This is a genomic window from Streptomyces sp. NPDC036813 (genome assembly GCF_055609245.1).
On record NZ_JBVJPV010000002.1, the window covers coordinates 708,200 to 731,948 of the forward strand.

Below are 23,749 nucleotides of genomic sequence, written 5' to 3' on the forward strand. Positions count from 1 at the left end.
CTTTCAGCCGGTGGCCGGGGTTGCGTGGTATTCCTCGTCAGTGACGGGGTTCAGCCAGTGCACGACGGCGTGGTCGTCGTCACCCTCGTTGATGGCCAGGTGGACCATCAGACGGTTGGGGGCGGCGCCGTGCCAGTGCTCCTCGTCCGCTTCGAACAGGACGCGGTCGCCGGGCCGGATGACCTCCACTGGTCCGCTGCGGCGCTGACACAGGCCGACACCTTCGGTGACGAAGACGGTCTGCCCGAGCGGGTGGCGGTGCCAGTGGGTGCGGGCACCGGGCATGAAGTGCACCAGGCTCGCGGTGACCCGGGACGGGGCGGGCGCGGCGGCGACGGCGTCGATGTAGACGTCGCCGGTGAACCAGTCAGCCGGCCCCTTGACGGTGTCGACCGAGCTGCGGGTGATCTGCATGATCGTTCCTTGTCCGAGGAGGGGGTCAGGGCTTGAGGAGGGTCTTGATCGCGCGGCGCTCATCCATGGCCCGGTAGCCCTCGGCGACCTCCTCCAGGGGCAGGGTGAGGTCGAAGACCTTGCCCGGGTCGAAGGCTCCGGAAAGGACGCGGTCGATGAGGTCGGGGAGGTAGCGGCGTACGGGGGCGGGGCCGCCGCGCAGGCCGACGTGGGAGAAGAACAGCTCCTGCCCGTCGATGGCGACCTTGTGCGGGACGCCGACGAAGCCGACGTTGCCGCCGGGGCGGGTGGAGTGCAGGGCCTGGCTCATGGACTGCTGCGTGCCGACGCACTCCAGGACGCTGTCCGCGCCGATCCCGCCCGTCAGCTCCTTGATCCGGGCGACGCCTTCCTCCCCGCGCTCGGCGACGATGTCGGTCGCCCCGAATTCGCGGGCCAGCTTCTTCCTCGGCTCATGGCGGGACATGGCGATGATCCGCTCCGCCCCCAGCTCCTTCGCGGCGATGACCGCGCACAGGCCGACCGCGCCGTCCCCGACGACCACGGCGGTGGAGCCGGGCTTGACCTCGGCAGCCTCAGCGGCCCACCAGCCGGTGCCCATGACGTCCGAGACAGCCAGCAGGCCCGGCCAGAACTTCGCGTCCGGGATGCCATCGGTGGCGACCAGGGTGCCCTGGGCATTGGGGATGCGGACGTAGTCGGCCTGGCAGGTGGACATGAACTCGCGGTTCAGGCAGTTCGACTGGTATCCGTTGCGGCAATTCGCGCAGGTGTTGTCCGAGGTGGCGAAGGAGCCGACGACGAACTGACCGGGCTTGACCGCGGTCACCTCGGAGCCGACTTCCTCCACGAAACCGACGTACTCGTGGCCCATCGGGTGCGCCGCGTCGGTGGGCTCCGCGCCGCGGTAGGGCCACAGGTCGGAGCCGCACACGCAGGTCACGGCCGTGCGGATGATCGCGTCGGTCGGCTTGAGGATCTTGGGGTCTTCCAGGTTCTCGAAGCGGATGTCGCCGGGGGCGTGGATCACTGCGCCGCGCATGAGAGGGATTCCTTCGCGTTGCCGGGTACAGAGTGCGAGTCCCGGAGCACGGGCGGCGAACCGCCCACGCTCCGGGCGCGGAGCCCCCGTCGGGCCCGGGGGAGGCCCAAGGAGCACCACGCTGTCCAGAAAACGCCCTCGTCACGCATCGAGCGAGTCACTGACAAGGGATGTACTGGCAGTACATCCCTATGGCCGCGTACGGCACGTACCGTCGAAGGCATGGACAACAGTGAGGAGGTCCGCGAGTTCCTCACCTCGCGGCGCGCGAAGATCACCCCCGACCAGGCCGGGCTCCCCGCAGGCTCCCGGCGCCGGGTGCCGGGCCTGCGCCGCAGCGAGGTCGCCGCGCTCGCCGACGTGAGCGTGGAGTACTACTCCAAACTGGAGCGCGGCAACCTGGCCGGGGTTTCCCCCTCCGTGCTGGAAGCCCTCGCCCGCGCCCTCCAGCTCGACGACGCCGAGCGCGCCCACCTGGTGAACCTGGCCCAGGCCGCCGACGGCTCCGACGCCCTCACCCGCCCCCGCCGCCGGCGCACGAAGGAGCAGTGGAAGCCGCACCGCAGCCTGCAATGGGCCCTGGACGCGATCACCGCCGGACCCGCGTTCGTCCGCAACGGCCGGATGGACGTCCTCGCCGCCAACACGCTCTTCCGTGCCTTCTACACCGACCTCTACGCCACACCGGGCAACCAGCAGAACCTGGCCCGCTTCACCTTCCTCGACCCCGCCGCCCGCCGCTTCTACCCCGACTGGGACTCCTTCGCCGACACCACCGTCGCCATCGTGCGCACGGAGGCCGGCCGCAACCCCCACGACAAAGACCTCCACGACCTGGTCGGGGAGCTGTCCACCCGCAGCGACGCCTTCCGCACCCGCTGGGGCGCGCACAACGTCCGCCACCACGGCACCGGCACCAAGCACTTCCACCACACGGCCGTCGGCGACCTCACCCTCGCCTTCGAGGGCCTGGAGATGGCCGCTGCCCCCGGTCTCACCCTCACCATCTACACCGCCGAACCCGGCTCCCCCTCCGAGGAAGGCCTGCGCCTCCTCGCCACCTGGGCCGCCACCAACGAAGCCAGCCCGGACACTGAACGGTCAGCCACCGGCTGACGGACGGCGGTGTTGCCGCCGTACAGCTCTTCTTCTCGTCGCCAGACCCGCTTCCCGCTTGCCGGCTTCTCCAGCACGTCGGGCTCGCAGGGGTACGACGGGGTGACGCCGGTGTGCGTGCGAAGGGCGTAGAGCAGTCGTCCTGCGCACGGGCGATACTCGCTGAGGATGCCGTTGTGCTTCTTGGCGGCGGAAGCCGGCGGGCACTGGCCCTTGGCGTTGATGTGGAAGTGCTGGGCGTGTGGCGCGTTGGCGAGCAGGCCGGTGGCTTTGATCGTGACGGTGGCCTGATTGCCGTGCAGCGTCACCATGGCCGTGCCCGATCCGGTGACCTTGCTCAGCGGCACGGCGAGAGGGTGGCCTGCAGGTGCGTGCTGCCGCTGCTGTCATCGGCTGCCGCCGAAGGCGCCAGGGCTATGACGGGGGCGAGCGCGGCCAAAGCCGCCAGCGAGGCAGCGGTCGTCTTGTTCATGTGGTCTCCATCGTGGAGGGAGCAACCGGCCGTCGTCCTGCGAACCCCGCTTCGCACCGGACGGCAGGTGGCTTGCTTGACGTCACGAATCTGTCCCGCACACGGGGCGCCTGCCACCGGAACCTGCGAGGACCATGAATACCGAAGGCGGCGATCGATCACTGGCCTGGCTGGTCAGAGCCCACCTGCTCCCGACAGCCGGGCACAGCAGAGGAGGTCCCCCGTCTGCACCCCGAATGGGTGCCCGTCGCCGACCACAACCGGGGAGGGATGGGATGGTCTTCAAGGCCAGCGCGGGCGGCTGGGATGGATGGATCACCCGTGGGATGAGGATGACCCCACATCCGAGCGCACGCCGATCGTCGTGCAGGGCCTCGAGGTGCAGTGTGCAGCGTGAGCCGGTGGACAAGCGCATCACGGCCCACCTCGCCCTGGCCGACCATCCCGGCGGCGCTGGCCGCTGCCCGCCCCGGTAAGAGGGGGCCACCGGCCGCCTACCAGCCAGGCGGCTCGGCGCCAGGGGTTGTCCAGGAAAGCCCTGAGCCTGTGCTCCACCGCACAGGTGCGCCGTCTGACTAACCACGCCCCCTGGCCAGACGTGCTGAGCAGATTGTTGTCACCTGACAAATACCAGAATTCTGTTTCATGTTTGCAGGAACCGGCGTTTACGGGGTACAGGTGGGCGGAACGTAGTCGACGCTTCGGAAGTGAGGCGGCCGGCATGACCTTGCCTGCCCACGACGGCGGCCGTGAGCCCCCCACGGACCGCCGGATACCCCTGTCCGCGTCCTTCGAGAGCGGAGGGGACATCGCCGCGGCCCGTCACCTGGCCCGCTCGTTCCTGGCGGACGGGCAGGAGGCGCACGGTGTGTCCGTGTCCGAGCGCGCGGTGGGCGCGGTGCAGCTGGTGGTGAGCGAGCTGGTGACCAACGCCCGCAAATACGCTCCCGGACCGTGCCTTGTGACCCTGGAGCTGCGGGAGGGTGCGGTGGAGGTGACGGTGTGGGACAGCGAGCCGTGCCTGCCCGTGGCCCAGACCACCGACCCGGGCCGGATCGGACAGCACGGCCTGGAGATCGTGATGGCCCTGTGCCGCAGTTTCGAGATGCACCGCGAGCCGGTGGGCAAGCGGATCGTGGCGGCCGTGGTCCTGGCCGACGATCCAGTCGGAGACGAAGCCGGTGATCAGCTCTGCTGAGCAACCACCCGGCGCCACACACGTCACCCACATGAGGTGATGGCACACGGCCGTCTCCGCCACCATCCTGCTCACCATGAGTGTTCAGCCGTCCGTGAGCGTTGCCCCGCCCCAACCGCTGCGGCGGTCGGCTGGTGCACGTTGAGGGCGTGCCGGTCGGCATCGCCTTCGACTTGTGGGACGTGGGTGTCTTCCTTCACCGAGCCGGGCTGACCGAGGGCCTGGCCGACGAAGACGAGGTCGCAGCATCCGAGCTGATCGACTGGCTCGACGCAGGTCCCCGACCAATGGGAGCCCTGACCACCGCAGCGCGACCGGACACATAAAAGGCCGGCACCCAATCCGCGCGAACACGGGTCGCAAGGGCACCGGCCAGCCGAAACCTCGAAAACGAGGAATCGCCGCCAGTCCACGGGGCGCAGCGCCCCCGGCCCCCTATGAGCGCAGGCCATCGCCGGGAGGAGCGCAGGCCTCTGCGAGCATGTGAGGCGCAGCGTGGCGCCCCCAGGGAGCAGCGGCGCCCCAAGAGCGCGCAGGGCGCAGCACAGCCCCTTTTGCGGGGCGGGCGGGGCCGGCCGCCGACCCCGGGGTTCCGCCCTGGAGTGCCAGCGCTCCGCACTGGCGGTGGCCAGTGGGCCGCCAAGCCCTACCGCGTTCAGAGGAGGAGCAGACAGCGGACTCCGATCGCGGTGGTGATGCTGGCGGCCTAACGTGAATAAGTCCGGTTCCTGGCCTGCCAGGGCCATGCCCTTCTGCCCAGCCGTCCGATTTGGATTCCGTGTTGGCGGCGGGCCACTGGGGTCGTGGAAGGTCGCACAAGCGCACGAGCATCACCGGCTCCTCAGCCGGTCGGTAGGACGGAGAACCGGAATGGCGCAGCCTTCGTGGAGAGAGTACCGGCCGGGACAGCGGTTCCCGGGGGTGATCGGCCGGACGACCGATGAGTCGAGTCCGGCGTGGCCGCAGCCGGTGCGGGCGGTGGCGGGTGCGCCGAACGTGTTGTTCATCGTGTTCGACGACACAGGGTTCGGGCAGTTGGGCTGCTATGGCAGTCCGATCGAGACGCCGAATCTGGACGCGCTGGCCGCGGGCGGGTTGCTCTACAGCAATATGCACACCACCGCGCTGTGCTCGCCATCGCGCTCGTGCATCATGACAGGCCGTAACCATCACGCCAATGGCATGGCGGCGATCACGGAGCTGGCCACCGGCTATCCGGGCTACGACGGTCGGATCCCGTTCGAGAACGGTTTTCTGTCGGAGATGCTGTTGCAGCACGGCTACAACACTTACATGGTCGGCAAGTGGCACCTGATGCCCTCGGAGCAGGAGTCCGCGGCGGGCCCGTATGATCGGTGGCCGCTGGGGCGGGGTTTCGAGCGGTTCTACGGGTTCCTGGGTGGTGACACGAGCCAGTGGCATCCGGACCTCGTCTACGACAATCACCAGATCGAGCCGCCGGCCACGCCCGAGGAGGGCTACCACCTGACGGAGGACCTGGTCGAGCGCGCGATGTCGTTCATCGCCGACGCCAAGCAGGTCGCCCCGGACAAGCCGTTCTTCCTGAACCTGTGCCCCGGTGCCACCCATGCCCCGCATCATGCGCCGAAGGAGTGGGCCGACCGCTACAGGGGCCGGTTCGACGACGGCTGGGACGTCTACCGCGAACGCAACTTCGCCCGGCAGAAGGAGCTCGGGGTGGTGTCCGCGAATGCGCAGCTGTCCCCGCGCGATCCGGACGTGCCCGCGTGGGAGTCGCTCACGCCGGACGCGCGGCGGCTGGCCGCACGGTTGATGGAGGTCTACGCCGGGTTCCTCTCCCACACCGACCACCACATCGGTCGGCTGGTGGACTTCCTGAAGGAGACCGGAGAGTTCGACAACACGCTGATCATGGTGGTCTCCGACAACGGTGCGAGCGCCGAGGGCGGGCTGACAGGTACCACCAACGAGCTGCAGTTCTTCAACAACGCGCCCGAGACGTTGGAGGAGAGCCTGGCCCGGATCGAGGAGATCGGCGGCCCTGCGACGTTCAACCACTATCCGTGGGGCTGGACGTGGGCGGGCAACACACCGTTTCGGCGGTGGAAGCGGGAGACCTATCGCGGCGGCGTCAGCGATCCCTTCCTCGTCCACTGGCCCGCCGGAATCAGGGCCCGCGGTGAGGTCCGCGACCAGTTCGCGCACATCATCGACATGGTCCCCACCGTCCTGGACGTGCTCGGCATCGAGGCGCCCGCGACCATCCGGGGTGTCACCCAGTCGCCGCTGCACGGCGTCAGCTTCGCGCACACCTTCGACGATGCCGCCGCGACGAGTCGCCACCGTACGCAGTACTACGAGATGTTCGGCCACCGCGCGATCGACCACGACGGCTGGAGGGCGGTCTGCCCCTGGCCCGGCCCCGACTTCGCCGAGGCCGGACGGCCGTTCGGCACGCCGATCACGACGGCAGACCTCGACGACCTCGACGCCCAGCACTGGGAGCTGTACCACGTCGACGAAGACCCCGCAGAGACCCGGAATCTCGCCCAGGAGCACCGCAGCAAGCTGATCGAGATGATCGCCCTGTGGTACGTGGAGGCCGGCAAGTACAACGTGCTGCCGATCGACGGCAGCGCCCTGCAGCGCATCATGACCGAGCGCCCGCAGATCACCCAGAACCGCACCAGCTACACCTTCCGCCCCGGCACCCAGGTCCTGCCGGCTGCGGTCGCGCCCCGGGTCCTCAACCGCCCGCACAGCATCATCGCCGACGTCGAGATCCCGCCCGGCGGCGCCGAGGGCGTCCTGCTCTGCCAGGGCACGAACTCCGGCGGCTGGTCCTTCTACGTCAAGGACGGCCACCTGCATTACGTCCACAACTACGTTCAGCGGGCCCTGCACCATGTGGTCTCCAGCGAGGCCCTTCCCGAGGGCCGGCACGCGCTGCGTTTCGAGTTCGAGCCCACCGGCGCCCCGGATCTGTCCCAGGGCCGGGGCGCTCCCGGCCTCGCCCAGCTGTATGTCGACGGCCGCCTCGTCGGACAGAGCGACATGCCGGTCACCACCCCGATCGCCTTCAATCCGGGCGGCATGCTCTGCGGCGCCAACCCCGGTTCTGCCATCACCCCCGACTACCAGGCGCCGTTCCGCTTCACCGGCACCCTGCACGGCGTCACCGTCGACCTGTCCGGCGACCTAATCGTCGACACCGAGAGCGAGATGCGCATGCACATGGCCCGCCAGTAAGAGCTCCTAATGGGAGCAGTTGATCATGTGACTGTCGCCTCGGTCGCTCGTTGGTCTGTCGTAGGGAAGAGGGAGTCGCGACCGTGGATCGTCTCGGACGAACTGTGGTCGCTCATTGAGCCGTTGCTGCCTGCGCCGGGTCCGAAACCGGTCGAAGGAAGACCGCGGGTTCCAGACCGGCAGGCGTTGTACGGGAACCACGAAGAACGCCACCCGCCCCTGACTCTCACAGCCTCATTGATCCGCTGCTGACGGCATGAAGAAGAGGCACCCTCGGAAGCGCCGCTTCCCGCGAACCTGAAGACGCGTCTCTTCTATGGCATGCCCACCGTGACACCGCTGTTGAACGCTTCTCCCGTCATCCGCGGACAGCTTCTGGTGACCATGGGTGGCGTTGAACTCAAACAGCCACACACGGTGAAGGTAGAAGTCATCACGCGGGGATTGAGGGACATCGACCTCAGGCGGCCACTCGTGCTGGACGTGGGAGCCTACATCTTCACGCTGGTCGAGCCCTTGCGTGTTGAGCCGGCGGACGCAGACCGTCCCGAGGTGACTTGGGCCGATACGGCTCTTTACATTGAGCCGTGCGTGATCAAAGGCCGTGAGCGGATCTCACTGACTCTGTTGGTTGACGGAGGGGCTCCTCGCCTGGCTCGTCCTACCCCTAATCTGAGCGACGTCGTCATGAGGGGATAAAGCGGACAGGAGCCGCCGTATGGACCATGGCCCCGAATCACCCATGTGTTGGTATTCGTTGCGATTGTGCTGACGATCGTCGCATCGCAACTGTATGCGCGTGACCGTGACCTCCTGAACGGGGAAGGATGGCACGTCCTCCACGTCATCAATGGCTGGGTCATCATCCTGGCGCTCGTCGCCGTGGTGACTGATGCAGTGGTGAGACGCCTTGCCAGACGCCGCTAGTAGGCATGAGTCGCGGGCCAGGCCGGGTGGCCGTGGTGGACCTACGTTCACACATCTAACGAGCTCGTGCATGGTTGGCAGGGAGACGTCGAGGATGGCGGCGGGGCTCGGTTTTCACATCTGCCGTGCCGGTGTCAGGTCCGCGGTCTGTTGATGGGACAGCAGACCGGCGACGGCTTGGACGATGTCGCTCATGTGCTCGCGGTGGCCGAGGTGGCGGGCCAGCACCCGCCAGTTCTTCAAGTGCGCGATGCCGTGCTAGACCCGGATGCGTCGCGAGGAGTGTGCCTTGCGCTGCCGCTCGTGCATTTCCTCGTACCAGTCAGGAGGGTTCTTCTTGAACTTGCGGTGCGGCGGTGTCACCACACGTCCGCCGCTCTGGGCACCCAGGCCCTGGTAGCCGGCATCGCCAAGAATCTCCACGGCGGGGGCCGTCGGCCAAGAGCTTCACTAGCCCTGACTGGCGAGCGTGGGTGATGTCCGCGCAGCTTCCCGGCTTGGTCGGGCTGCAGAACAGCACGCGGCCGTCGCCGTCCGTGACGACCATGGTCTTGACGGCGTTCTGCTTGCTCTTGCCGGAGATGAACTTGTCCCGGTCCTTGCGCCCGGCGGCCGGACGCCGGACCCGGATCTCGGTGCCGTCGATGATCCCGGTATTTCCGCTGGCGCCGAGGTGGTCGACGACCTCAGCCAGAGTCCGCAGCCGCACTCCTGGGCTGACGGTGCAGCCTCGCTCTGCGAGCAGTGGCCGCACCTCGCCGACGGCGCGGGTGATGGTGGAGCGGTCCACACCGAACCAGCAGGCCAGCACGTCATGAGTGATGGCATGGCGCAGATGCACGAGCGTGGCCAGGAGGCGGTCGACGAACACCAGCCGGTGCTTGGCCCCCGCGCCCACAGCCCGCTTCCGCGGCCTGGTCGCGAGCTTGGCGTGGTGTCGCTCGTGCCACAACGGTCCGACCTCAGCCACGAGTTCAGCGATCACGGCAGCCGACAGGCCGGTGATCCTCCGGTCGCTGATGATCGCTGCACGAAACGCGTTCCCCGCCACACGACCATGATCGACGATAGAGAACTCAACGCGCCATCGCCTACCGTGCACGAGCTCGTAAAGGGTGTTGCAGAAGGTCGGGCTCGGGCAGGCCGGAGTTGTACTTGACCTGTACTTTCACCCAGCCAGGGCGAGGTTGTGCATGGTGGCGACGGCCTGGACGGCGTGGTGGAGGCCGTCGCCTTTCTGGCGGCAGTCGCGGAGGATCTTCCAGTTCTTCATGCGGGCAAAGGTGTGCTCGACGCGGGCTAGGACCCGGCGGTGTTCGGCGTTGTCTTCCTCCTGACCGCGTAGGAGGGGGCGTCCGGCTCGTCGGCGGTGCGGGACGATCAGGCCAGTGCCAAGGTAGGCGCCGTCTGCGATCACCGTCGTCCCGGCCGCCGCGGCCGGCAGCTCCGACTCCCGCCAGACGTGGGCATCGGCCTTGTTTCCGGGTGCCGGCCTAGCCGAGGCGATGACCAGGCGGGTGTCAGCGTCGACGATGACCTGCACGTTTGCCGAGAAGCTGTAGTTGCGGGAGGAGGCGCCGACCTGCCGGTCGCGGACCGGGATGAGGGTGCCGTCCACGATCCACAAGCGCTCGACACCCGCCACCGGGCGGGGCGCCGGCTCCAGCGCGAGTAATGGCCGCAGGCGCTGGATGACCCGGCAGACCGTCGCCGAAGAGATCCCGAACAGCGGCGCGAGCTGCCGCATCGTGAGGTTCGTGCGGTAGGACACCGCCACCAGCAGCACCCGGTCCGCCAGGGGCAGGCACCACGGCCGGCCACCACCGGGCCCATTCTCACCCCGTTCCCGCACCACCTTCACCAGCCTCGCGAACCGGTCCATACGCAAGCCCGTGAATGTCTCGACCCACACCGGGTCAGCCCTCAACACCCCACCCGTACCGGCGAGATGCCCGGAACCGAGCCCTCTGCAACACCCTTTAAGGGCTGTCCCGTTACTGGCCTCATACATGGCTGCTCGGTTGTGGCAACGGTCAGCCGCCAGAATGATCGAGAGGTGGCTCTCATGGGGGATCGTGATCGTGCGTATGGCCGACGCACTGCCGTTGAGGTTCAGGCGATGGTGGGGCCATGCCGATCACACGCCTCGCCATTCCGCTCGGCGACACCGAGCGCCCCGTCCCTGCCTGGGCCCTCAGACTCGCCAAGGCCCTCCCGTTCATCGTGCTGCCGCACTGCTTGTGGCGGCTCCCGTTCGCCGTCGGCTTCACGATGGGACAGATTGACCCGCACCGCCCGCCTCTGCCCTGGTGGGGGTCGGCTTACGTAGTCGGGCTCAGCGTGCTCACCGAGGCGCTGTGCCTGCTGACCACCGGTCTGGTAGCCGGCTGGGGCGAGCGGTTCCCGTGCTGGATCCCGTTCATCGGTGGCCGTCGCGTGCCGCCGCTCGCCGCCGTGATCCCGGCGGTCCTGGGCGGCTTGGCGCTGGTGGCGATGTTCGACCTCTACCCGCTCGCCTGGGCGGGCATCTTGCCCGAGGTGGGATACAGCAACGGATGGTGGAGGGCTCTGGCCCGGGTCTGCGTCAGCCCGGCGATGCTGTGGGGGCCGATCGTGCTGGCCTTGGCCTGCGCCTACTACCGGCGGCGCCGACCTGCCTGACGGGTTCGCCGGTTCAGACCGGCCGAGCCCGGATGACTCCGTTCACGCGGCGAACACAGCGCCAGACAGGATGATTCGCCGAGGCACAGCGGCCGTGAGCGCCCAGCCCCTGGCAAAGGAGGGTGAGACGATCTCGCGGTGGCTGGTGTGATCACGGCGTCGGAGCCGTCCTGGCTAGTCCCGTTCACCGGGCTGAGCCCGCTCGACTTCCGCAAGTTGTTCACGATGCTGCGCTGCGAGGGCGCCGACACGGTGCGTCCGGGCCGGCCCTGGAGCCTTTCCTTGGAGGACCGGGTTCTGCTCGTCTCGGTCTACTGGCGACCGTCGCCGACCACGCGGAAGCCCTCCGGAAGATCGCCGCAGAGCAGACCATCACGTGTGAGTGCCCGTTCACGCACCCCACGTCCGTCCCCCATGATGGGCGTCGTGGTTTTTTCATGGTGCGGGCGTCGTCTGTTGTCACTGCTTTGGGGCGGGTTGTGGTGGGTGGTTGGTGGTGATGGTGTCGTCTGGTCGGTGAAGGCTGTTGTCGTTACCCGGGTGGGGTGGATGACGCTTGTGTAGGCGGGGAGTTGGTGGATTCGCGGGCCGGAGGAGTGGGGTGTGGCTACGCTCGGTGTGTGCCTTCGTTTGCTGGTGATCTGCGTTATGAGCGTCTTGCCGCTGTCTTTGTGCCATTGCTGCGCCGGTCGTGTCCTGCGGGCGGGGGTGGGTTCGGTGGTTCGTACGAGCTGCGGTTGGCCGTTGATGAGGCTGAGGCGCTGGGCGGCGTTGATGTGATCCGTGCGGCGATGCGTAAGGCGGCGCGGTCGTTGGGATGGTCGCGGCTTCAGACGTTCGGCGGGGTGTATCCGCAGGTAGCTGTCGCTGGTGTGGTGGACCGGCGGGAAGTCCCGGAAGAGTTCGCGGCGGCGGTCGAGGGCTACCGGCTGGATCGGATGGCGGCCACGGCCGAGGCGATCTCCCGGACGCTTGCAGAGGGTGGGCGCCCGGCGGTGCCTGGTTCTGTGTACGTGATGACGCAGGAGTTCCGTGCCGCCTTCGCGGAAAGCGTCTCGGAGTGAAGCGTGAGCGGGCGACTCGGCTGCTTCAAGACATGATCACTCGTCTTGAGCAGGGCGGTTGGCCGCTGGGCCTGGTGGACGAGGTGTATCTCTTCGGGTCGTACGTGCGTGGGGCGCTGGAGCCGAACGACGTCGACGTCGTGGTCGAGCACGGTACGGACAAGCGGTGGCTCGGTGAGTCGCTGCACGCGTCGATCAACGGGCGTGATCCGTACGCGGGGATGCGGCAGGCGCTGCCGGGTCGAACTCGCGGCATCTCCTTTCAGTTCCGCGGGCGTGACACTCTGCGGGAGGAGGGATTCGACCTGTTCCTGCTGTGGCGCACAGGCGAGCCCTTCCCATTGGCCAGGGAGCGTCTGGCCTCCTTGAAAGAGGACCCGTCGGCGGGCACCGCCCCCAGAGACCACATGCTGACGGCGTTCGAAGGCCTGGAGGGCCTTGTCCCGAGGCCGGCGAGGATCGAGTTGTTCAACCGCCACGCCGCAGGGTGCATCAGCGTGACACCGCTGACACTGGTCGAGGGATTCCCGGCAGACGAGGCAGTTGCCCGGCACATCAGGCGCCGTTGGGGAGAAACGAGTCCGCTGCGCTGAGCCGCGGCGTGCGCGCTGGTGACGCTTGAGCGTGAAGGCGTCGATGTCGGCGGTGTCGTGCTGCACGGCAAGCGGCTGTTCGGCCGGGACCAGAGCGAACGCTGCTTCGTGGATCTCGGTTGGAGCGGCTTCGGGCACATGGGGCGCCTTGTGGACGTTGGCCTGAGCTGGCTGGAGGTCATGCGTCCTCACGTGACCAAGCCCATGGACGCGCTCTTCATCCAGCCGATCCCAGGCTGACAGCCGTACAGGTCCTTTGTCAGGGCATGAACCGGGGCGGCGCGGCAACACCTCATCCGCTGTTTCCGCTCGATCGTGTATACAAGCCCGGCGTGTCGGGCTGGACAGGCCATGGTGCGGACATCACTCGGCGGTGACGGACGGTGCCGCCGCCGCGAGCGGCGTGGCGGTCAAGCCGAGCGCGAGCGCGGTGGCGAGCGCCACCGCCCCCCGCCCGGCAACACCCGTCGTACGGACGCGAGTCGGCCGGCTGATCCGGCGTCTCGCGGCTATGTCTGACATGCGGTTAGAGTGTCCCCTCGCACGGGCCCGCCGGTCTGACGGCGGGCATATCGTCGGGAACGATGCAGGGTCGGACAGGTGGGGTCAAGCCACCTCGGCGGTGTGGGCGGCCTTGTCCGGTTTGATCACCGGCGGAGCGCGTACGCAGCGCTCGGGCATGTGCGTTGAACTGCGCTTTTCCACTCTCCCGGGCGGTCGGGTGGAGCAGCTCGGCCGGCGGCCCGCCTGGCTGCTCCACCCGGCGCCGTTCCCGGCCCCGGTCCCGTCGACCGCCGGCCGACAGGCATGGACCCGGGCGCCGCACCCCTCACAACTGAGCCTGCGGACGGCCGTCTTGGGACGGTGACGCGATGAGGGGGAGCAGGCACCAGGAGGGCCCGGGGGCCTGCACCAGTGCGTCCGAGTACGGAACGCGTGAGGATGAACTCGCTTCCGATGAACCATGTTTGGAGGAACCTGTGGTCATCTCTCCCGTACCGTCCTCACGCAGTGGAACGTGGTACCGCCGCGGCCTCTGGGCAGTAGGGGCAGCCGTGTGTTGCGGCCTGGTGCTGAGCGGGCCGGCCGTCGCCACCGCCGCCGCTGCGCCCGCCACCCACGCCCAGGCGCGGCCGCAGCACGAGGAGCCTGGCCGGGGCACGCTGATCTCCGCCGAGAAGTTGTACACCCTCGCGACCCCGCAGGCCGTCGCCGCCGAGCTGAGAGCGGCCGGGTTCGACGACGACACCGTCCGGCACGGCGTGCTCGCGTACCGGCTGATCTACCGCACTGTCGATCCGCTCGGACGGCCCACCACGGCGAGCGGACTGTTCGTGCTGCCGCTCACCAGCACGAGCCGGTTGCAGACGGTCTCCTTCGCGCACGGCACCGGCAGTCACAAGGACGATTCCCCGTCCATGCAGCGGGGCACGTTCGTGTCCGCGCCAGTGGTCGCGCACGCGTCGGCGGGCGCAGCGGTGGTCGCGCCCGACTACCTCGGGATGGGCAAGGGACCCGGTCTGCACCCCTGGATGGACATCGGCTCCGAGACCACGGCGTCCCTGGACATGCTGCGGGCGGCCCGCGCCTTCGCGCCGCGCACCGGACATGTGCTGGCGCGGAGGGTCATGGTCACCGGCTTCTCGCAGGGCGCCTCGGCGGCACTTGGGCTCGGCCGGGCACTTCAGGCGGGTGAGGACCACTGGTTCAGGCTGGGCGCACTGGCACCGGTCAGCGGCGCATACGACTTCGGTGGCACGGAGTTGCCCGCTCTGCTCGAGGGCAGGCTGGAGCCCAAGTCCGGCGTGCTGTACGCCGCCTACACCCTGGTGGCGTTCCAACGGCTCCACCACATCTACGACAGCCCTGGCGAGGTCTTCCGCGCCCCGTACGACAGCACCGTCGAGGCACTCTTCGACGGCGCGCACACAGGGCAGCAGCTGATGCGGGGTACCCCGGGCACTCTGGACGAGCTGCTGACCGAGCACGGCCGCGAGCTGCTCGCGCATCCGACGGGGCCGCTGGCAGCGGCACTGCGCACAACCGATGCCGTATGCGCCGACTGGGCCCCCCGTGCCCCGGTCCGGCTCTACATGGCGACCGGCGACGAGCAGGCCGTCACCACCAACACGGACCACTGCCACGCGGATCTGCTCAGGAACGGCGTGGACGCCCCCGTAGTTGATCTCGGCGCCGCCGACTACCACGGGTCGCGTCACCTGGGCTCCAATGTCGCGGCCACGTCGGCGATCGTGCGCTGGTTCGGTGAGTCGTACCAGCAGTGACGCGAACACGGGAGCCGCAGGCGGTGACAACGCCGAGCTGCCGGCGAGGGGCCCCGGGCGCGATTCGTGTGGTGCCGCGGCCTGACCTGGAGCAGTTTCGTGGCGGCCTACTACTGCGGCCGGCAGGCGCCGGGACCGTACTTCCGGGACTTGTGCGCCGCCGCTGCGCCCGTACGCCCGAAAGTGCCTGGTGGCAGAGCGGTTCGGAGCCCTCGTGGGGGAGTAGGGTTGAAGGACCGGGAGCATTTCGAACACCAGCTTCCACGCAGGTGCCGTTCCCGGCGATCAACAAGCACCGGGCTGCCGACGGGCAGCCCGGGGGCAGGGTCCGTGCCATGACCACGACACGTCGGAGGGCAGCCCGGATGGCCCTGTGGACGTCCGATCCCCGTACCAGGGTAAGGAGGACGCCGAGGACTTCTCGAAGGGAGTAGGCAAGGTCGAAGTCACCATCAAGTGGGCCCCGAGTCCCGCAGGGCACCCCCCACCGATCTGGACCTCGTCGCGGCGGTCTATGCGGCGGGGGATCCGCACAATCCGGCGTTCGTGGTGGACGTCGGCAGCCGCTCCCCGGACGGCACGATCTACCTTAACCGGACCAGCAATGACGGTGCGGGCTTCGGATGGGACGAGGTGATGACCCTGGAACTCGACCGGCTCGCCGACCGATATGCGCGCGTGGTGGTCGGAGTCGTCATCCAGCAGCGTCCGGTGACCCGCACCTTCGCCGGTGTCCTCAACCCGGCCGTGCGCATCCGCGCCGGATACACGATCTTGGACGAGGACGACTTCAGCGGCGTCCTGGAGGAAACAGCGGCCACGGTCGCGACGTTCGAGCGCGATGAAGCGGGCTCGTGGATTTTTCACGCCGGCGTTCATGACATCGAGGCTTTCGACGAGGGCACGCCTTCCTACACGACGGAGCTGGGCAGGACGCACGAACGCTGACGCATCCGTTATCTGACCAAAACCGCTGGTAAGACGTTGCAGGAGGCGTTGACCTCGGTCGAGGGCTGTGGCGATCCTGGTGCCGCTCGGCCTGTGGGACGGCGGTGCGGACGCGTCCGGCGAGACTGCAGGGGCAGGCCCCATGGCCGACCCTTGCGGACCGCGTCCGCACCTTCGCGCCGCAGCATGGTCACAAGCTTCCCGAAGGCACGCGGGCTCAGCCCGGGGAACGGGGCTATCCAGGACTGCTCCGACACCGTGATCACACCAGCCACGCCGGGATCACCGCACCGCAGGGTGCCCAGCCGGCAGGCCTCCCCGCCTCAGCGGAACTCGTCGACCACCTGGATCTCGCCGACGATGTGGGCGTTGAAGTCGTCCAGCTCCTCGGCCGGAACCCAGAGCTCGAGGATCGTCTGCCCACCGGCCTGCTGGATGGGATACCGGCTCAAGAACTCCGACTCGACCTCAAAACGAGTGACGAAGCCGGCGCCATCGTGCTTCACGTTCCAGTCCCGCGCGATCCTGACCGCGTAGTCCTCGTTCCTGACCGCGTAGTCGTCGTTGAGGACCGGGTAGAAGATCGGCTGCTCGGGCAGCCGTGGCGGCCAGGCACGCCAGTTCAGCTCCCGAACCAGATCCAGCCGATACCCGGCTGCCGCGAGGATGACGAGCTCCGGAAGGCTTCATGCCCGGCACCTTGCTGAAGATCTTGCGGGATGCGGCGGCACGGCCAAGCCGCTGACGGCTCTGGGCGTGACTCCGGGCTACTCGACCTATCGACACGACGGTGCTGGGTCGCGGTCGGCTGGAGGTGCTGTACTTCTTTGCTGTGCCGCACAATGCCCAAGGAGGGAGGACCAAGAGATCGCGCGGAGCTTGCACAGCGTCCAGCGAGGCGACCTCCTCTTCCTGCCTGCCGGTTCCTCTGCCTGATTCCTCGCCACCACCGCGCCGCCGGCCCTGAGCCAGGGGCCCCACAGACCTTCGCATGTGGCGCCGTCGTTCAGTCGGCGATGTCGACCCCGTATCCGCGTGCGAGGGCGTCGAGGCCGTGGTCGTAGCCTTGGCCGACGGCACGTAGACGCCAGACCGCACCCCTGCGGTAGATCTCCGCGAGCAGCATCGTGCGTTCGGTGGTGGCGGCGTCCAGGGTGGCCCGGGCGAGAGGTGCCCCACTGCTGCCGGGGGCCGCACCGATCTGGATCGCGCCGACAGCCCCGAAGGTGGCGGCGCCGTCGATGGCTGCAGTGACGACGATCTTCCGCGTCGCGGGTGGCAGGGATGTCAGGTCGGGGGCGATGGTCTGTTCGGCAGGGCCTCCGGTCAACAGGCGCGCCGTCCCGGCGGGGCTCTCCGGGGCTCCGTAGAAGATGAAGTCCTCGTCGGAGGTGACCTGTTCGTCCTCGTCGAGGAGGAAGGCGACGACGTCGATCTCGCAGTCGGACTGCGGGGCCCAGCCGGCGGTGACGTACCACTCCGGCGCGGGTCTGCCTTGCGGCATGGGCAGGTCGATGACGCCGTCTCTCGGCATCACGTGTGGTTCTCGAGGCCGGAGAACCACCGCGTTCTGGTCCGTTGCGGTCGGAGGGGCGAGCCAGTGCAGGTCGTGCACGGGGAGTTCGAGGGCGGTGATGCGCCGCATGCGCCGGTCGTCCTCTCCTCCCGGTAGAAACACGACGTCGGGTTCGTCGGCCTGGGGTGGGTGGGTGAGTCATGGTGAAATCGGTCAGGTGATCTTGGACGATGCTGTTGCGGATGCCCGCCTCGCCGCATGGGAGTTCGACGGTGCACGGGCCTGGCTGGAGGAAGCCCGCCGGCATCCCATGGAGCCGCTGGCGGCCGAGGTGTGGGTCACCGACCCTGCTTTCGAGCACGTCGCGCTGGTCAAGCACCGCGTGCGCGGATGGGTGCCGCCGGGCGGCAAGGCGGAGCCGGGCGAGGCGCCGCGTGCGGCGGCGGCACGAGAGCTGCTGGAGGAGACTGGTCTGCGCGCCGAGTTGCTGCCCGAGCCGGCGGCTGTGGCGGTGCGTTCCTACCGGGCCGACTGGTCTCCGACGCTGGGCCTGTCCTACGCCGCGATCGTGGGACGCGACGTGCCGCTCGCCGGGGAGCAGAACCAGCCGGCGGCATGGTTCCGTCTGGATACAGGCTGGGACAGTGTCTTCCCCGAGGACCGCGAGCGCATCCGTGCGCACGCTCGCCGTCTGGCAGCCGGCCGGGCGGTCGGCTCCCGCTGAGGTGGGCCCCTGGCCGCCGTTCACAGGACGGCCTCGATCCGGTCGAGGTCGGCCCAGGCAGGGTGACGAGCTTGAGGTCGTGCAGGAAGCGGCACCACACTGGCTCTAGGTCGGGTTCGCGCTCGAACTCCGCATAGTCCAGGCACCGGTTGGCGTGCGCGGCGGTTCGCAGCGTGTGCTTCTGCGGCTGGGCCGGGTGGATCCACCGGGGGCGCGGACCTCCCGGGGCGAGGGGCACAGTGACCCGAAAGCCTCGGCCTGGAAGATCCACCAGTGGTGGCCGACCGGACCGCTGGGCGTGCGGTGGCACTGGTTGGGCCGCCACTGGTCCAGCAGTAGGTGCAGGCGGGTGACGGTGAGACCGACCTCTTCGGTGACTTCGTCGCGGGCGGCCTGCTCGGGGCCGCCATGCTCGTCGACGTCGGTGACGAACCGCGCGTGGCCGGGTGCCTCGTCACCGACGTCCACGTGGTGGGTGAGGACGAAGATGGGCACGCCGTCGTGATGGTCGCCCTGCCCGCCCCGGGCGAGCTCGAAGGTGCGCCGGCCGCAGATCAGCGCGCCGGTCGCCAGCGCCTCGCGGTAGACCTGGCCGCTCGGCCCGTCGGACTCCCGGTCGTCGAGCCAGTCGAAGAGCCGTCCGCCGCCCGCCCCAGCTCCTGACCTGGCCGGTCGTCCGGCCCGGCGATAGACCCCGTCGAGCGACATCGACATGTACAGCCGAATCGGCTGGGGCGTCGTGGACTCCCTCGCTCCGCCACGCCTCAGGCGCCGCGGCCCCTGCTCGGCCGACGGAGGTGCGTGTACAGGGGAGACTGCCGACGAGCGGCGAACTCATCGCACCGGCACACCGAGGAAGGTGTCGCCGAAGGGCAGGACTCGCTCAGCGCTCGAAAACCGCCGTCGCCACGGGCACCGCCAGCAGCAGACTGAGCCCGACCAGCGGGATCCGGTCCAGCCACAGGACGGCGGCGAACTCGCGCAGGGTCGCCGAGAGCCAGTACGCGGGGGAGGTCGGCGCGCCGATGACGTCGACGGGGACGCCGGCGCGGCCAGCCAGCAGGGTGGTGCGGTAGACGTGGAAGCCGCTGGTGACCACCGTGGCCCGGTGGCCGGGACCGGCGCGTTCCATGAGGGCCCTGCTGAAGCGGAGGTTCTGCCTGGTGTTGACGGAGCGGTCCTCCCGCACGATCCGGTCGGAGGACACTCCGCGGGCCCGCAGGTAGTCGGCCATGGCGTCCGCCTCGGAGACGACCTCGTCGTCGCCCTGCCCGCCCGAGACGACGAACGTCACAGGATCCGTGTCCGGTACGTCGGGCGCGTCGAACGCGAGGGCGCGCTCCAGCCTGCGCCGCAGCAACGGGCCGGGCCGGTCGCCGTCGAGCCCGGCGCCCAGGACGACGACATGCGTGGTCCCCGGAGGCGGGCTGCTGCGCCCCCGGACGATCACGTACCCGGTGAAGACGAGGAAGAGCAGCGAGAGGTATCCCGCGGCCGCGTTCACCGCGACCATGAGCCCACCCGCCACCTCGCCGCCGACCGCGTACAGGACGGCGTCGAGGCCGAGCACCGCCAGCACCGCGCAGCCGGCGGCGCCGGTGGCGAGCAACGGCGTCTGCGGGCCGTAGCGCCGGACCAGGAGGACGGCGTCGACCAGCAGGAGCAGGCCCAGCGCGAGCGCCCCGAGCAGGGCGAGGACGGCGAGCACGGTGGCGACGGTGTGGTGGGTCTGCGCGCTGCGGGCGGACACACCGAGTCCGGCAGACGTCACCGCGAGGCAGAACAGGACCGCGGTGGAGAACCGGTGCGGCGCCAGCACGGCATGTACGAGGCCGCCCGCGGCGAACACCGCCGCGGCAAGGTACTCCGGGTACTCCGGCACGTCCCGCACCACTCCGCTCTCCCACCCGCGGGGCCCCGGGGCCCGTCCCCGCCCGCCTGTCGCCGCCTGCGCGCTCCCGGGCTCGCGCAGCGCGGCGGACCTGGCGCGGACGGCCGCCCGACATCCTCGCAGACCGGCCGCGACGCGCCGTAGGCGGGCGTACGTTGCCGTCATCGACGGAGGCCGGCACACGCGGGATACGCCGTCGCCCGGGGCCGGCGACGGCGAAGGCGAGGGGTCGGCCCACAGTCGCAGGATAAGTGGATCTTGCTGATCAGAGCGCCTCTGGACCGGCCGAGCCCCCGGATGCGGAGGTCCGCAGCTTCGCCGTGGACTTCCCCGACCAGGAGGAGAACTTCAAGGCGATCGCCCCCGCCCCCACCAGGGACACCCCCTACGCGCACGCGATGGCCGAGCACATCGGCAGCGAGCACCGGGACATCGTGCTGCACGCGGGCGCGCTGGCCGACCCGGAGGTGCGGCGGGCGGCCGTCGGCGCACGGGACGTCCCCAACGGGATCGGCGACCGTGACAACTCGATGCATCTGCTCTTCAAGGCCGTTCGCGAAGAGTCGACGGTGGCGCTGTCCGGGGAAGCGGCGGACGAGTTGTTCGGGGGGCTATCCCTGGTTCCACGAGGACAGGCTGCGCTGTTCCGACACCTTCCTCTGGCTCGCGGGCAAGGGCTCTCTCTTCGAGGCGGGCGGCCTCCTGGACGACGACCTCTCCCGCAGGCTCGAGTTGCGCACCCACATCCAGGACCACTACCTCAGCGCCCTCAAGGAGGTCCCGCAGAAGGAGGGCGAGACTGGCCTGGAGAAGCGGATGAGGGAGGTCTGCCATCTGAACGTGACGCGCAAGATGCAGCCCCTGCTCGACCGCAAGGACCGCATGAGCATGGCGGCCGGGCTGGAGGTGCGTGTCCCGTTCTGCGACCACCGTCTTGTGGAGTACGAGTACAACACCCCGCGGTCGCTGAAGTCGTTCGACGGCAGGGAGAAGAGCCTTCTGCGTGCGGCGGCGCGTGATCTGCTGCCGGAGTCCGTCGCCGACCGCAAGAAGAGCGGCTACCCCAGCACCTTCGACCGCTGTATCTGGCGGCGATCAAGAGGCAGGTCGCCGACTTGCTCGCAGACGACCACGCAGCGCTCGCCCTGTGCAGCCGGGACCGCCTGACCGAGGCGATGAACGCGGACCAGAACGCCATCAGCCTTCAGCAACGGACCGTGCTGGAACGCTCGCTCGACCTCGCGACGTGGCTCGATCTGCGCAACCCGACGTTGAAACTCGACTGATCCGGCCGCCCACGGCCGGCTCAGGGCCCGCCGACCGGGCGGGTCCCGGCCTGCCACGCAGCACCCGCGCGTTGTGAGAAGAGCACAATGTCTCCGTGCCGAAGCGGTCGACTCTCCTCAAGCATTGCCTTCCCGGGACTGGCATGATCGTCAGGAGGCAATGCAAACGATCTGTAGTATCCGAACAATAGGGAGGCTCGTGTGACCCGTAACGGTCGTGTGCTGGTGACGGGTGTCGGTGCGATGACGCCCCTGGGGGCCGATGCGCCGTCGTCGTGGTCGGGGCTGCTGGACGGCATGTCGGGAGTGCGCCTCCTGGAGGAGGACTGGGCGGCAGATCTGCCCGTGCACGTCGCGGCCGGGCTGACCGTCGACCCCGCCTCCCTGCTCCCGAGGCCCCAGGCCAGGAAGCTGGACCGCGGTGAGCAGATCGCCCTCCTCAGCGCCCGCGAGGCCTGGCAGGACGCCGGTGCCCCACAGGTCGAACCGGAGCGGCTCGCCGTCGTCATCGGTACCGGGACCGGTGGCGTCCTCACCACCCTGGGACAGGACGACGTCTTCGAACAGGCAGGTGTCCGCCGGTTGTCGCCGTTCGCGGTCCCCATGCTGATGCCCAACGGACCGGCCGCCTGGGTCAGCATGGACCTGGGCGCGAAGGGAGGCGCCAGGACCCCTGTCAGTGCCTGTGCGTCCGGGGCGGAGGCACTCGCCCTCGGGCAGGACCTGATCCGCGCCGGACGGGCGGACGTGGTCGTCGCCGGCGGGACGGAAGCGTGCCTGCATCCCTTCACGCTCGCGGCGTTCGCCCAGATGAAGGCCTTGTCACCGCAGTCAGGGGATCCGGAGACGGTATCCCGCCCCTTCGACGTCAAGCGGTCCGGGTTCGTCATGGGCGAGGGCGCGGGGATGATGGTGCTCGAACGCGAAGAGTTCGCCCGGGCCCGTGGCGCACGAGCCCACGGCGTGCTGGCGGGCAGCGCCGTGAGTTCGAGCGCTGACCACATCACGGCCTCTGACGCCGACGGCCAGGTCTTCGCCATGGAATACGCCCTGCGCGACGCCGCAGTGTCCCCGGCGGACATCGGCCTCGTACACGCCCATGCCACCTCGACGGAGTCCGGCGACCTGGCGGAGGCCGAGGCGATCGGCCGCGTGGTGGGCGGGCACGCGGTGGTGACGGCGACGAAGTCCATGACGGGTCACATGCTGGGGGCTTCCGGGGCGGTCGGCGCTCTCGCCGCCCTCCTCGCGCTGCGGGACGGGACGGTGCCGGCCACGCGCAACCTCGATGAACTCGACCCCCGCGTCGAACTGGACGTCGTACGCGGCGAACGCCGCACCGGTCGGTGGTCCGCCGCCCTGGCCAACTCGTTCGGCTTCGGCGGACACAACGTCAGCCTCGTCTTCACCAGGTGACGCCGCCACACAAGTGCGTGCTCGCCAGTAGGGCATATGCGTCATGCCGCTACTTTCGCCCAATGTGATGTAGCCGACACGAGGTGTGTCTCATCGGTCGGTGAGGGGGAGATGTGCGCAAACAGAACCGGACTGTCGTAGTCGATACGGCGTGCGATATCGAAACGTCCTACCAGGGCACGTGTGACGCCCTGGGGAACATCCCGACCAGGTAGCGACACGGTGCAAGAAGATCACTGGTCCGGTCTGCAAGAGGTGCAGGTGTTGCGCCAACTCCCCGGCGGACGCAGCGGATCCGAAGTCATCGAACCGCAATTGCTGCTGGACAACGGCGACAGCCGGCTCCACGCCGCCAAACTCTCCTACCGCGCCCAGGCCGTGAAGGAGTACCGCGCCACATGAGCGGTGGCCGAGCCCGAACGATTTCCGATGCGTCTGAGAATCGTGGCGGCCGGCAGGGGCGTTCTGGACGACAGTGCGACGAACGCTATGGCCAAGGGCGGCAGGTGATCGTCTATCAGCACGTCGACGACCGGCACGGCTCTCGCGATCGTACCCAATCGCTGGTAGAGATAGACGACGACCCCGAAGGCCGCGCGGACCTGGAAGCGCAGTACGCGGACGCGGTCGCGTGACCGCGCCGTCGACGGTCCGCACCCCCACCCGCTCATCCCCGGCCGAACTCCCGGCCGGGGATAAGTGGTGGCAGGGCTGCCGCGCCTGCCACCCGTCGATCCAAGGCGGGGCCGCACGGCCTCGCCGCGCACCGGCGCACCGTCCACACCAGCGCCGGTGATCCCCGGCACCCGATCACGATCCACCTGAAGTTCTGACCCGCCTCACCGGCGTGGCGCTCCGGCCTCCTGTGCACCCCCCAGGACATCACCGTCTTGGACTACACGAAGGGCCCGGCCGACAAGCCCCGTTCCTTGACACGGTGCACGTGGTCAAGAGCGAGTGACCGC

Annotated in this window: 25 protein-coding genes and 7 pseudogenes; 19 read left to right on the forward strand and 13 right to left on the reverse strand. The window is 69.0% G+C overall.

What is annotated here, in order from left to right; all coding sequences use genetic code 11:
- Window positions 1-3: 3 nt before the first annotated feature.
- Together ACZ67Q_RS07300 and ACZ67Q_RS07305 are read right to left on the reverse strand one after the other, a co-directional pair.
- Window positions 4-414 (reverse strand): (R)-mandelonitrile lyase, encoded by a 411-nt coding sequence (locus ACZ67Q_RS07300; protein ID WP_471177546.1) that lies wholly within the window; start codon window positions 412-414, stop codon window positions 4-6.
- Between the two features lie 25 nt (window positions 415-439).
- A complete protein-coding gene (locus tag ACZ67Q_RS07305; protein WP_471177549.1) occupies window positions 440-1,456 on the reverse strand; it encodes a zinc-dependent alcohol dehydrogenase family protein in 1,017 nt (338 codons plus the stop codon).
- A 222-nt stretch (window positions 1,457-1,678) separates the two neighbouring features.
- On the opposite strand from ACZ67Q_RS07305, the gene ACZ67Q_RS07310 reads away from it, so the two are divergent.
- Window positions 1,679-2,572, forward strand: a complete 894-nt coding sequence (locus tag ACZ67Q_RS07310; protein ID WP_471177551.1) for a helix-turn-helix transcriptional regulator — start codon at window positions 1,679-1,681, stop codon at window positions 2,570-2,572.
- Here ACZ67Q_RS07310 and ACZ67Q_RS07315 read toward each other — a convergent pair.
- Together ACZ67Q_RS07315 and ACZ67Q_RS07320 are read right to left on the reverse strand one after the other, a co-directional pair.
- Window positions 2,464-2,919, reverse strand: a complete 456-nt coding sequence (locus tag ACZ67Q_RS07315) for a hypothetical protein (protein ID WP_471177553.1) — start codon at window positions 2,917-2,919, stop codon at window positions 2,464-2,466. The genes ACZ67Q_RS07310 and ACZ67Q_RS07315 overlap by 109 nt on opposite strands.
- Window positions 2,910-3,044: a hypothetical protein gene (locus ACZ67Q_RS07320; RefSeq protein ID WP_471177555.1), complete on the reverse strand. Its 135-nt coding sequence runs from the start codon at window positions 3,042-3,044 to the stop codon at window positions 2,910-2,912. Before ACZ67Q_RS07320 ends, ACZ67Q_RS07315 begins: the two co-directional genes overlap by 10 nt.
- Window positions 3,045-3,765: 721 nt before the next feature.
- Here ACZ67Q_RS07320 and ACZ67Q_RS07325 point away from each other — a divergent pair.
- The 4 genes and pseudogenes from ACZ67Q_RS07325 to ACZ67Q_RS07340 all read left to right on the forward strand — a co-directional run bounded on the left by ACZ67Q_RS07325 (window position 3,766) and on the right by ACZ67Q_RS07340 (window position 8,172).
- Window positions 3,766-4,242: an ATP-binding protein gene (locus tag ACZ67Q_RS07325; protein WP_471177558.1), complete on the forward strand. Its 477-nt coding sequence runs from the start codon at window positions 3,766-3,768 to the stop codon at window positions 4,240-4,242.
- Window positions 4,243-5,238: 996 nt separating this feature from the next.
- On the forward strand, window positions 5,239-7,473 hold the full coding sequence (locus ACZ67Q_RS07330; protein WP_471177560.1) for an arylsulfatase: 2,235 nt from the start codon (window positions 5,239-5,241) through the stop codon (window positions 7,471-7,473).
- 87 nt (window positions 7,474-7,560) lie between these two features.
- Window positions 7,561-7,668 (forward strand): annotated as a pseudogene (locus ACZ67Q_RS07335) (IS5/IS1182 family transposase); the annotation flags it as partial.
- A gap of 126 nt (window positions 7,669-7,794) precedes the next feature.
- A complete protein-coding gene (locus ACZ67Q_RS07340; protein ID WP_471177562.1) occupies window positions 7,795-8,172 on the forward strand; it encodes a hypothetical protein in 378 nt (125 codons plus the stop codon).
- A 342-nt stretch (window positions 8,173-8,514) separates the two neighbouring features.
- Here ACZ67Q_RS07340 and ACZ67Q_RS07345 read toward each other — a convergent pair whose 3' ends face one another.
- The 3 genes from ACZ67Q_RS07345 to ACZ67Q_RS07355 all read right to left on the reverse strand — a co-directional run bounded on the left by ACZ67Q_RS07345 (window position 8,515) and on the right by ACZ67Q_RS07355 (window position 10,282).
- The gene (locus ACZ67Q_RS07345) at window positions 8,515-8,643 is read right to left on the reverse strand and encodes a hypothetical protein (RefSeq protein WP_471177565.1); all 129 of its coding nucleotides are present in this window, start codon (window positions 8,641-8,643) and stop codon (window positions 8,515-8,517) included.
- 79 nt (window positions 8,644-8,722) lie between these two features.
- Complete coding sequence (locus ACZ67Q_RS07350) at window positions 8,723-9,451, reverse strand: transposase (RefSeq protein ID WP_471177568.1); 729 nt, start codon at window positions 9,449-9,451, stop codon at window positions 8,723-8,725.
- Between the two features lie 117 nt (window positions 9,452-9,568).
- Complete coding sequence (locus tag ACZ67Q_RS07355; RefSeq protein WP_471177570.1) at window positions 9,569-10,282, reverse strand: transposase family protein; 714 nt, start codon at window positions 10,280-10,282, stop codon at window positions 9,569-9,571.
- Between the two features lie 248 nt (window positions 10,283-10,530).
- Between ACZ67Q_RS07355 and ACZ67Q_RS07360 the strand changes: the two genes are divergently transcribed.
- The 5 genes and pseudogenes from ACZ67Q_RS07360 (at window position 10,531) to ACZ67Q_RS07380 (ending at window position 12,958) form a co-directional block, all read left to right on the forward strand.
- Window positions 10,531-11,061 (forward strand): hypothetical protein, encoded by a 531-nt coding sequence (locus ACZ67Q_RS07360; RefSeq protein WP_471177572.1) that lies wholly within the window; start codon window positions 10,531-10,533, stop codon window positions 11,059-11,061.
- Window positions 11,062-11,199: 138 nt separating this feature from the next.
- Window positions 11,200-11,403 (forward strand): annotated as a pseudogene (locus ACZ67Q_RS07365) (IS5/IS1182 family transposase); the annotation flags it as partial.
- 278 nt (window positions 11,404-11,681) lie between these two features.
- Window positions 11,682-12,125, forward strand: coding sequence for a hypothetical protein (locus ACZ67Q_RS07370; protein WP_471177574.1), 444 nt, complete (start codon window positions 11,682-11,684; stop codon window positions 12,123-12,125).
- Window positions 12,126-12,157: 32 nt separating this feature from the next.
- Window positions 12,158-12,718 (forward strand): nucleotidyltransferase domain-containing protein, encoded by a 561-nt coding sequence (locus ACZ67Q_RS07375; RefSeq protein WP_471177577.1) that lies wholly within the window; start codon window positions 12,158-12,160, stop codon window positions 12,716-12,718.
- Between the two features lie 18 nt (window positions 12,719-12,736).
- Entirely contained in the window at window positions 12,737-12,958 is a 222-nt protein-coding gene (locus tag ACZ67Q_RS07380; protein ID WP_471177580.1) for a hypothetical protein, read from the forward strand.
- 123 nt (window positions 12,959-13,081) lie between these two features.
- On the opposite strand, the gene ACZ67Q_RS07385 is transcribed toward ACZ67Q_RS07380, so the two are convergent.
- Window positions 13,082-13,240: a hypothetical protein gene (locus ACZ67Q_RS07385; RefSeq protein WP_471177582.1), complete on the reverse strand. Its 159-nt coding sequence runs from the start codon at window positions 13,238-13,240 to the stop codon at window positions 13,082-13,084.
- 548 nt (window positions 13,241-13,788) lie between these two features.
- On the opposite strand from ACZ67Q_RS07385, the gene ACZ67Q_RS07390 reads away from it, so the two are divergent.
- Window positions 13,789-15,003, forward strand: coding sequence for an alpha/beta hydrolase family protein (locus ACZ67Q_RS07390; protein WP_471177584.1), 1,215 nt, complete (start codon window positions 13,789-13,791; stop codon window positions 15,001-15,003).
- A gap of 373 nt (window positions 15,004-15,376) precedes the next feature.
- Window positions 15,377-15,951: pseudogene (locus ACZ67Q_RS07395) on the forward strand (TerD family protein).
- A 119-nt stretch (window positions 15,952-16,070) separates the two neighbouring features.
- Here the strand turns inward: ACZ67Q_RS07395 and ACZ67Q_RS07400 are convergent.
- From ACZ67Q_RS07400 to ACZ67Q_RS07410, 3 genes and pseudogenes are all read right to left on the reverse strand, one after another.
- Window positions 16,071-16,226: pseudogene (locus ACZ67Q_RS07400) on the reverse strand (IS5/IS1182 family transposase); the annotation flags it as partial.
- A 48-nt stretch (window positions 16,227-16,274) separates the two neighbouring features.
- Complete coding sequence (locus tag ACZ67Q_RS07405) at window positions 16,275-16,619, reverse strand: hypothetical protein (RefSeq protein WP_471177760.1); 345 nt, start codon at window positions 16,617-16,619, stop codon at window positions 16,275-16,277.
- Between the two features lie 338 nt (window positions 16,620-16,957).
- A pseudogene (locus ACZ67Q_RS07410) lies at window positions 16,958-17,647 on the reverse strand (TerD family protein); the annotation flags it as partial.
- 37 nt (window positions 17,648-17,684) lie between these two features.
- Here ACZ67Q_RS07410 and ACZ67Q_RS07415 point away from each other — a divergent pair.
- Window positions 17,685-18,191, forward strand: a complete 507-nt coding sequence (locus tag ACZ67Q_RS07415) for an NUDIX domain-containing protein (protein WP_471177586.1) — start codon at window positions 17,685-17,687, stop codon at window positions 18,189-18,191.
- Between the two features lie 20 nt (window positions 18,192-18,211).
- Here ACZ67Q_RS07415 and ACZ67Q_RS07420 read toward each other — a convergent pair.
- Window positions 18,212-18,905: pseudogene (locus tag ACZ67Q_RS07420) on the reverse strand (hypothetical protein).
- Window positions 18,906-19,074: 169 nt separating this feature from the next.
- A complete protein-coding gene (locus tag ACZ67Q_RS07425; RefSeq protein WP_471177589.1) occupies window positions 19,075-20,073 on the reverse strand; it encodes a YdcF family protein in 999 nt (332 codons plus the stop codon).
- Between the two features lie 329 nt (window positions 20,074-20,402).
- Between ACZ67Q_RS07425 and ACZ67Q_RS07430 the strand changes: the two are divergent.
- From ACZ67Q_RS07430 to ACZ67Q_RS07455, 6 genes and pseudogenes are all read left to right on the forward strand, one after another.
- Window positions 20,403-20,621 (forward strand): annotated as a pseudogene (locus tag ACZ67Q_RS07430) (asparagine synthase-related protein); the annotation flags it as partial.
- The gene (locus ACZ67Q_RS07435; RefSeq protein ID WP_471177591.1) at window positions 20,602-21,249 is read left to right on the forward strand and encodes an asparagine synthase-related protein; all 648 of its coding nucleotides are present in this window, start codon (window positions 20,602-20,604) and stop codon (window positions 21,247-21,249) included. The pseudogene ACZ67Q_RS07430 and the gene ACZ67Q_RS07435, both read left to right, overlap by 20 nt.
- Entirely contained in the window at window positions 21,198-21,368 is a 171-nt protein-coding gene (locus tag ACZ67Q_RS07440; RefSeq protein WP_471177594.1) for a hypothetical protein, read from the forward strand. Before ACZ67Q_RS07435 ends, ACZ67Q_RS07440 begins: the two co-directional genes overlap by 52 nt.
- 201 nt (window positions 21,369-21,569) lie before the next feature.
- On the forward strand, window positions 21,570-22,784 hold the full coding sequence (locus ACZ67Q_RS07445) for a beta-ketoacyl-[acyl-carrier-protein] synthase family protein (RefSeq protein ID WP_471177597.1): 1,215 nt from the start codon (window positions 21,570-21,572) through the stop codon (window positions 22,782-22,784).
- A 222-nt stretch (window positions 22,785-23,006) separates the two neighbouring features.
- A complete protein-coding gene (locus tag ACZ67Q_RS07450; RefSeq protein WP_471177599.1) occupies window positions 23,007-23,186 on the forward strand; it encodes a hypothetical protein in 180 nt (59 codons plus the stop codon).
- The gene (locus ACZ67Q_RS07455) at window positions 23,183-23,419 is read left to right on the forward strand and encodes a hypothetical protein (protein ID WP_471177602.1); all 237 of its coding nucleotides are present in this window, start codon (window positions 23,183-23,185) and stop codon (window positions 23,417-23,419) included. Before ACZ67Q_RS07450 ends, ACZ67Q_RS07455 begins: the two co-directional genes overlap by 4 nt.
- The last annotated feature ends 330 nt before the right edge of the window (window positions 23,420-23,749 follow it).

What these genes read in the sequence shown, in the direction of transcription:
- ACZ67Q_RS07355 (WP_471177570.1), bottom strand. Translation starts at nt 10,282, where the DNA reads ATGGACCGGTTCGCGAGGCTGGTGAAGGTGGTGCGGGAACGGGGTGAG.
- ACZ67Q_RS07310 (WP_471177551.1), top strand. Translation starts at nt 1,679, where the DNA reads ATGGACAACAGTGAGGAGGTCCGCGAGTTCCTCACCTCGCGGCGCGCG.
- ACZ67Q_RS07455 (WP_471177602.1), top strand. Translation starts at nt 23,183, where the DNA reads ATGAGCGGTGGCCGAGCCCGAACGATTTCCGATGCGTCTGAGAATCGT.
- ACZ67Q_RS07300 (WP_471177546.1), bottom strand. Translation starts at nt 414, where the DNA reads ATGCAGATCACCCGCAGCTCGGTCGACACCGTCAAGGGGCCGGCTGAC.
- ACZ67Q_RS07375 (WP_471177577.1), top strand. Translation starts at nt 12,158, where the DNA reads ATGATCACTCGTCTTGAGCAGGGCGGTTGGCCGCTGGGCCTGGTGGAC.
- ACZ67Q_RS07305 (WP_471177549.1), bottom strand. Translation starts at nt 1,456, where the DNA reads ATGCGCGGCGCAGTGATCCACGCCCCCGGCGACATCCGCTTCGAGAAC.
- ACZ67Q_RS07320 (WP_471177555.1), bottom strand. Translation starts at nt 3,044, where the DNA reads ATGAACAAGACGACCGCTGCCTCGCTGGCGGCTTTGGCCGCGCTCGCC.
- ACZ67Q_RS07325 (WP_471177558.1), top strand. Translation starts at nt 3,766, where the DNA reads ATGACCTTGCCTGCCCACGACGGCGGCCGTGAGCCCCCCACGGACCGC.
- ACZ67Q_RS07340 (WP_471177562.1), top strand. Translation starts at nt 7,795, where the DNA reads ATGCCCACCGTGACACCGCTGTTGAACGCTTCTCCCGTCATCCGCGGA.
- ACZ67Q_RS07385 (WP_471177582.1), bottom strand. Translation starts at nt 13,240, where the DNA reads ATGTCAGACATAGCCGCGAGACGCCGGATCAGCCGGCCGACTCGCGTC.
- ACZ67Q_RS07360 (WP_471177572.1), top strand. Translation starts at nt 10,531, where the DNA reads ATGCCGATCACACGCCTCGCCATTCCGCTCGGCGACACCGAGCGCCCC.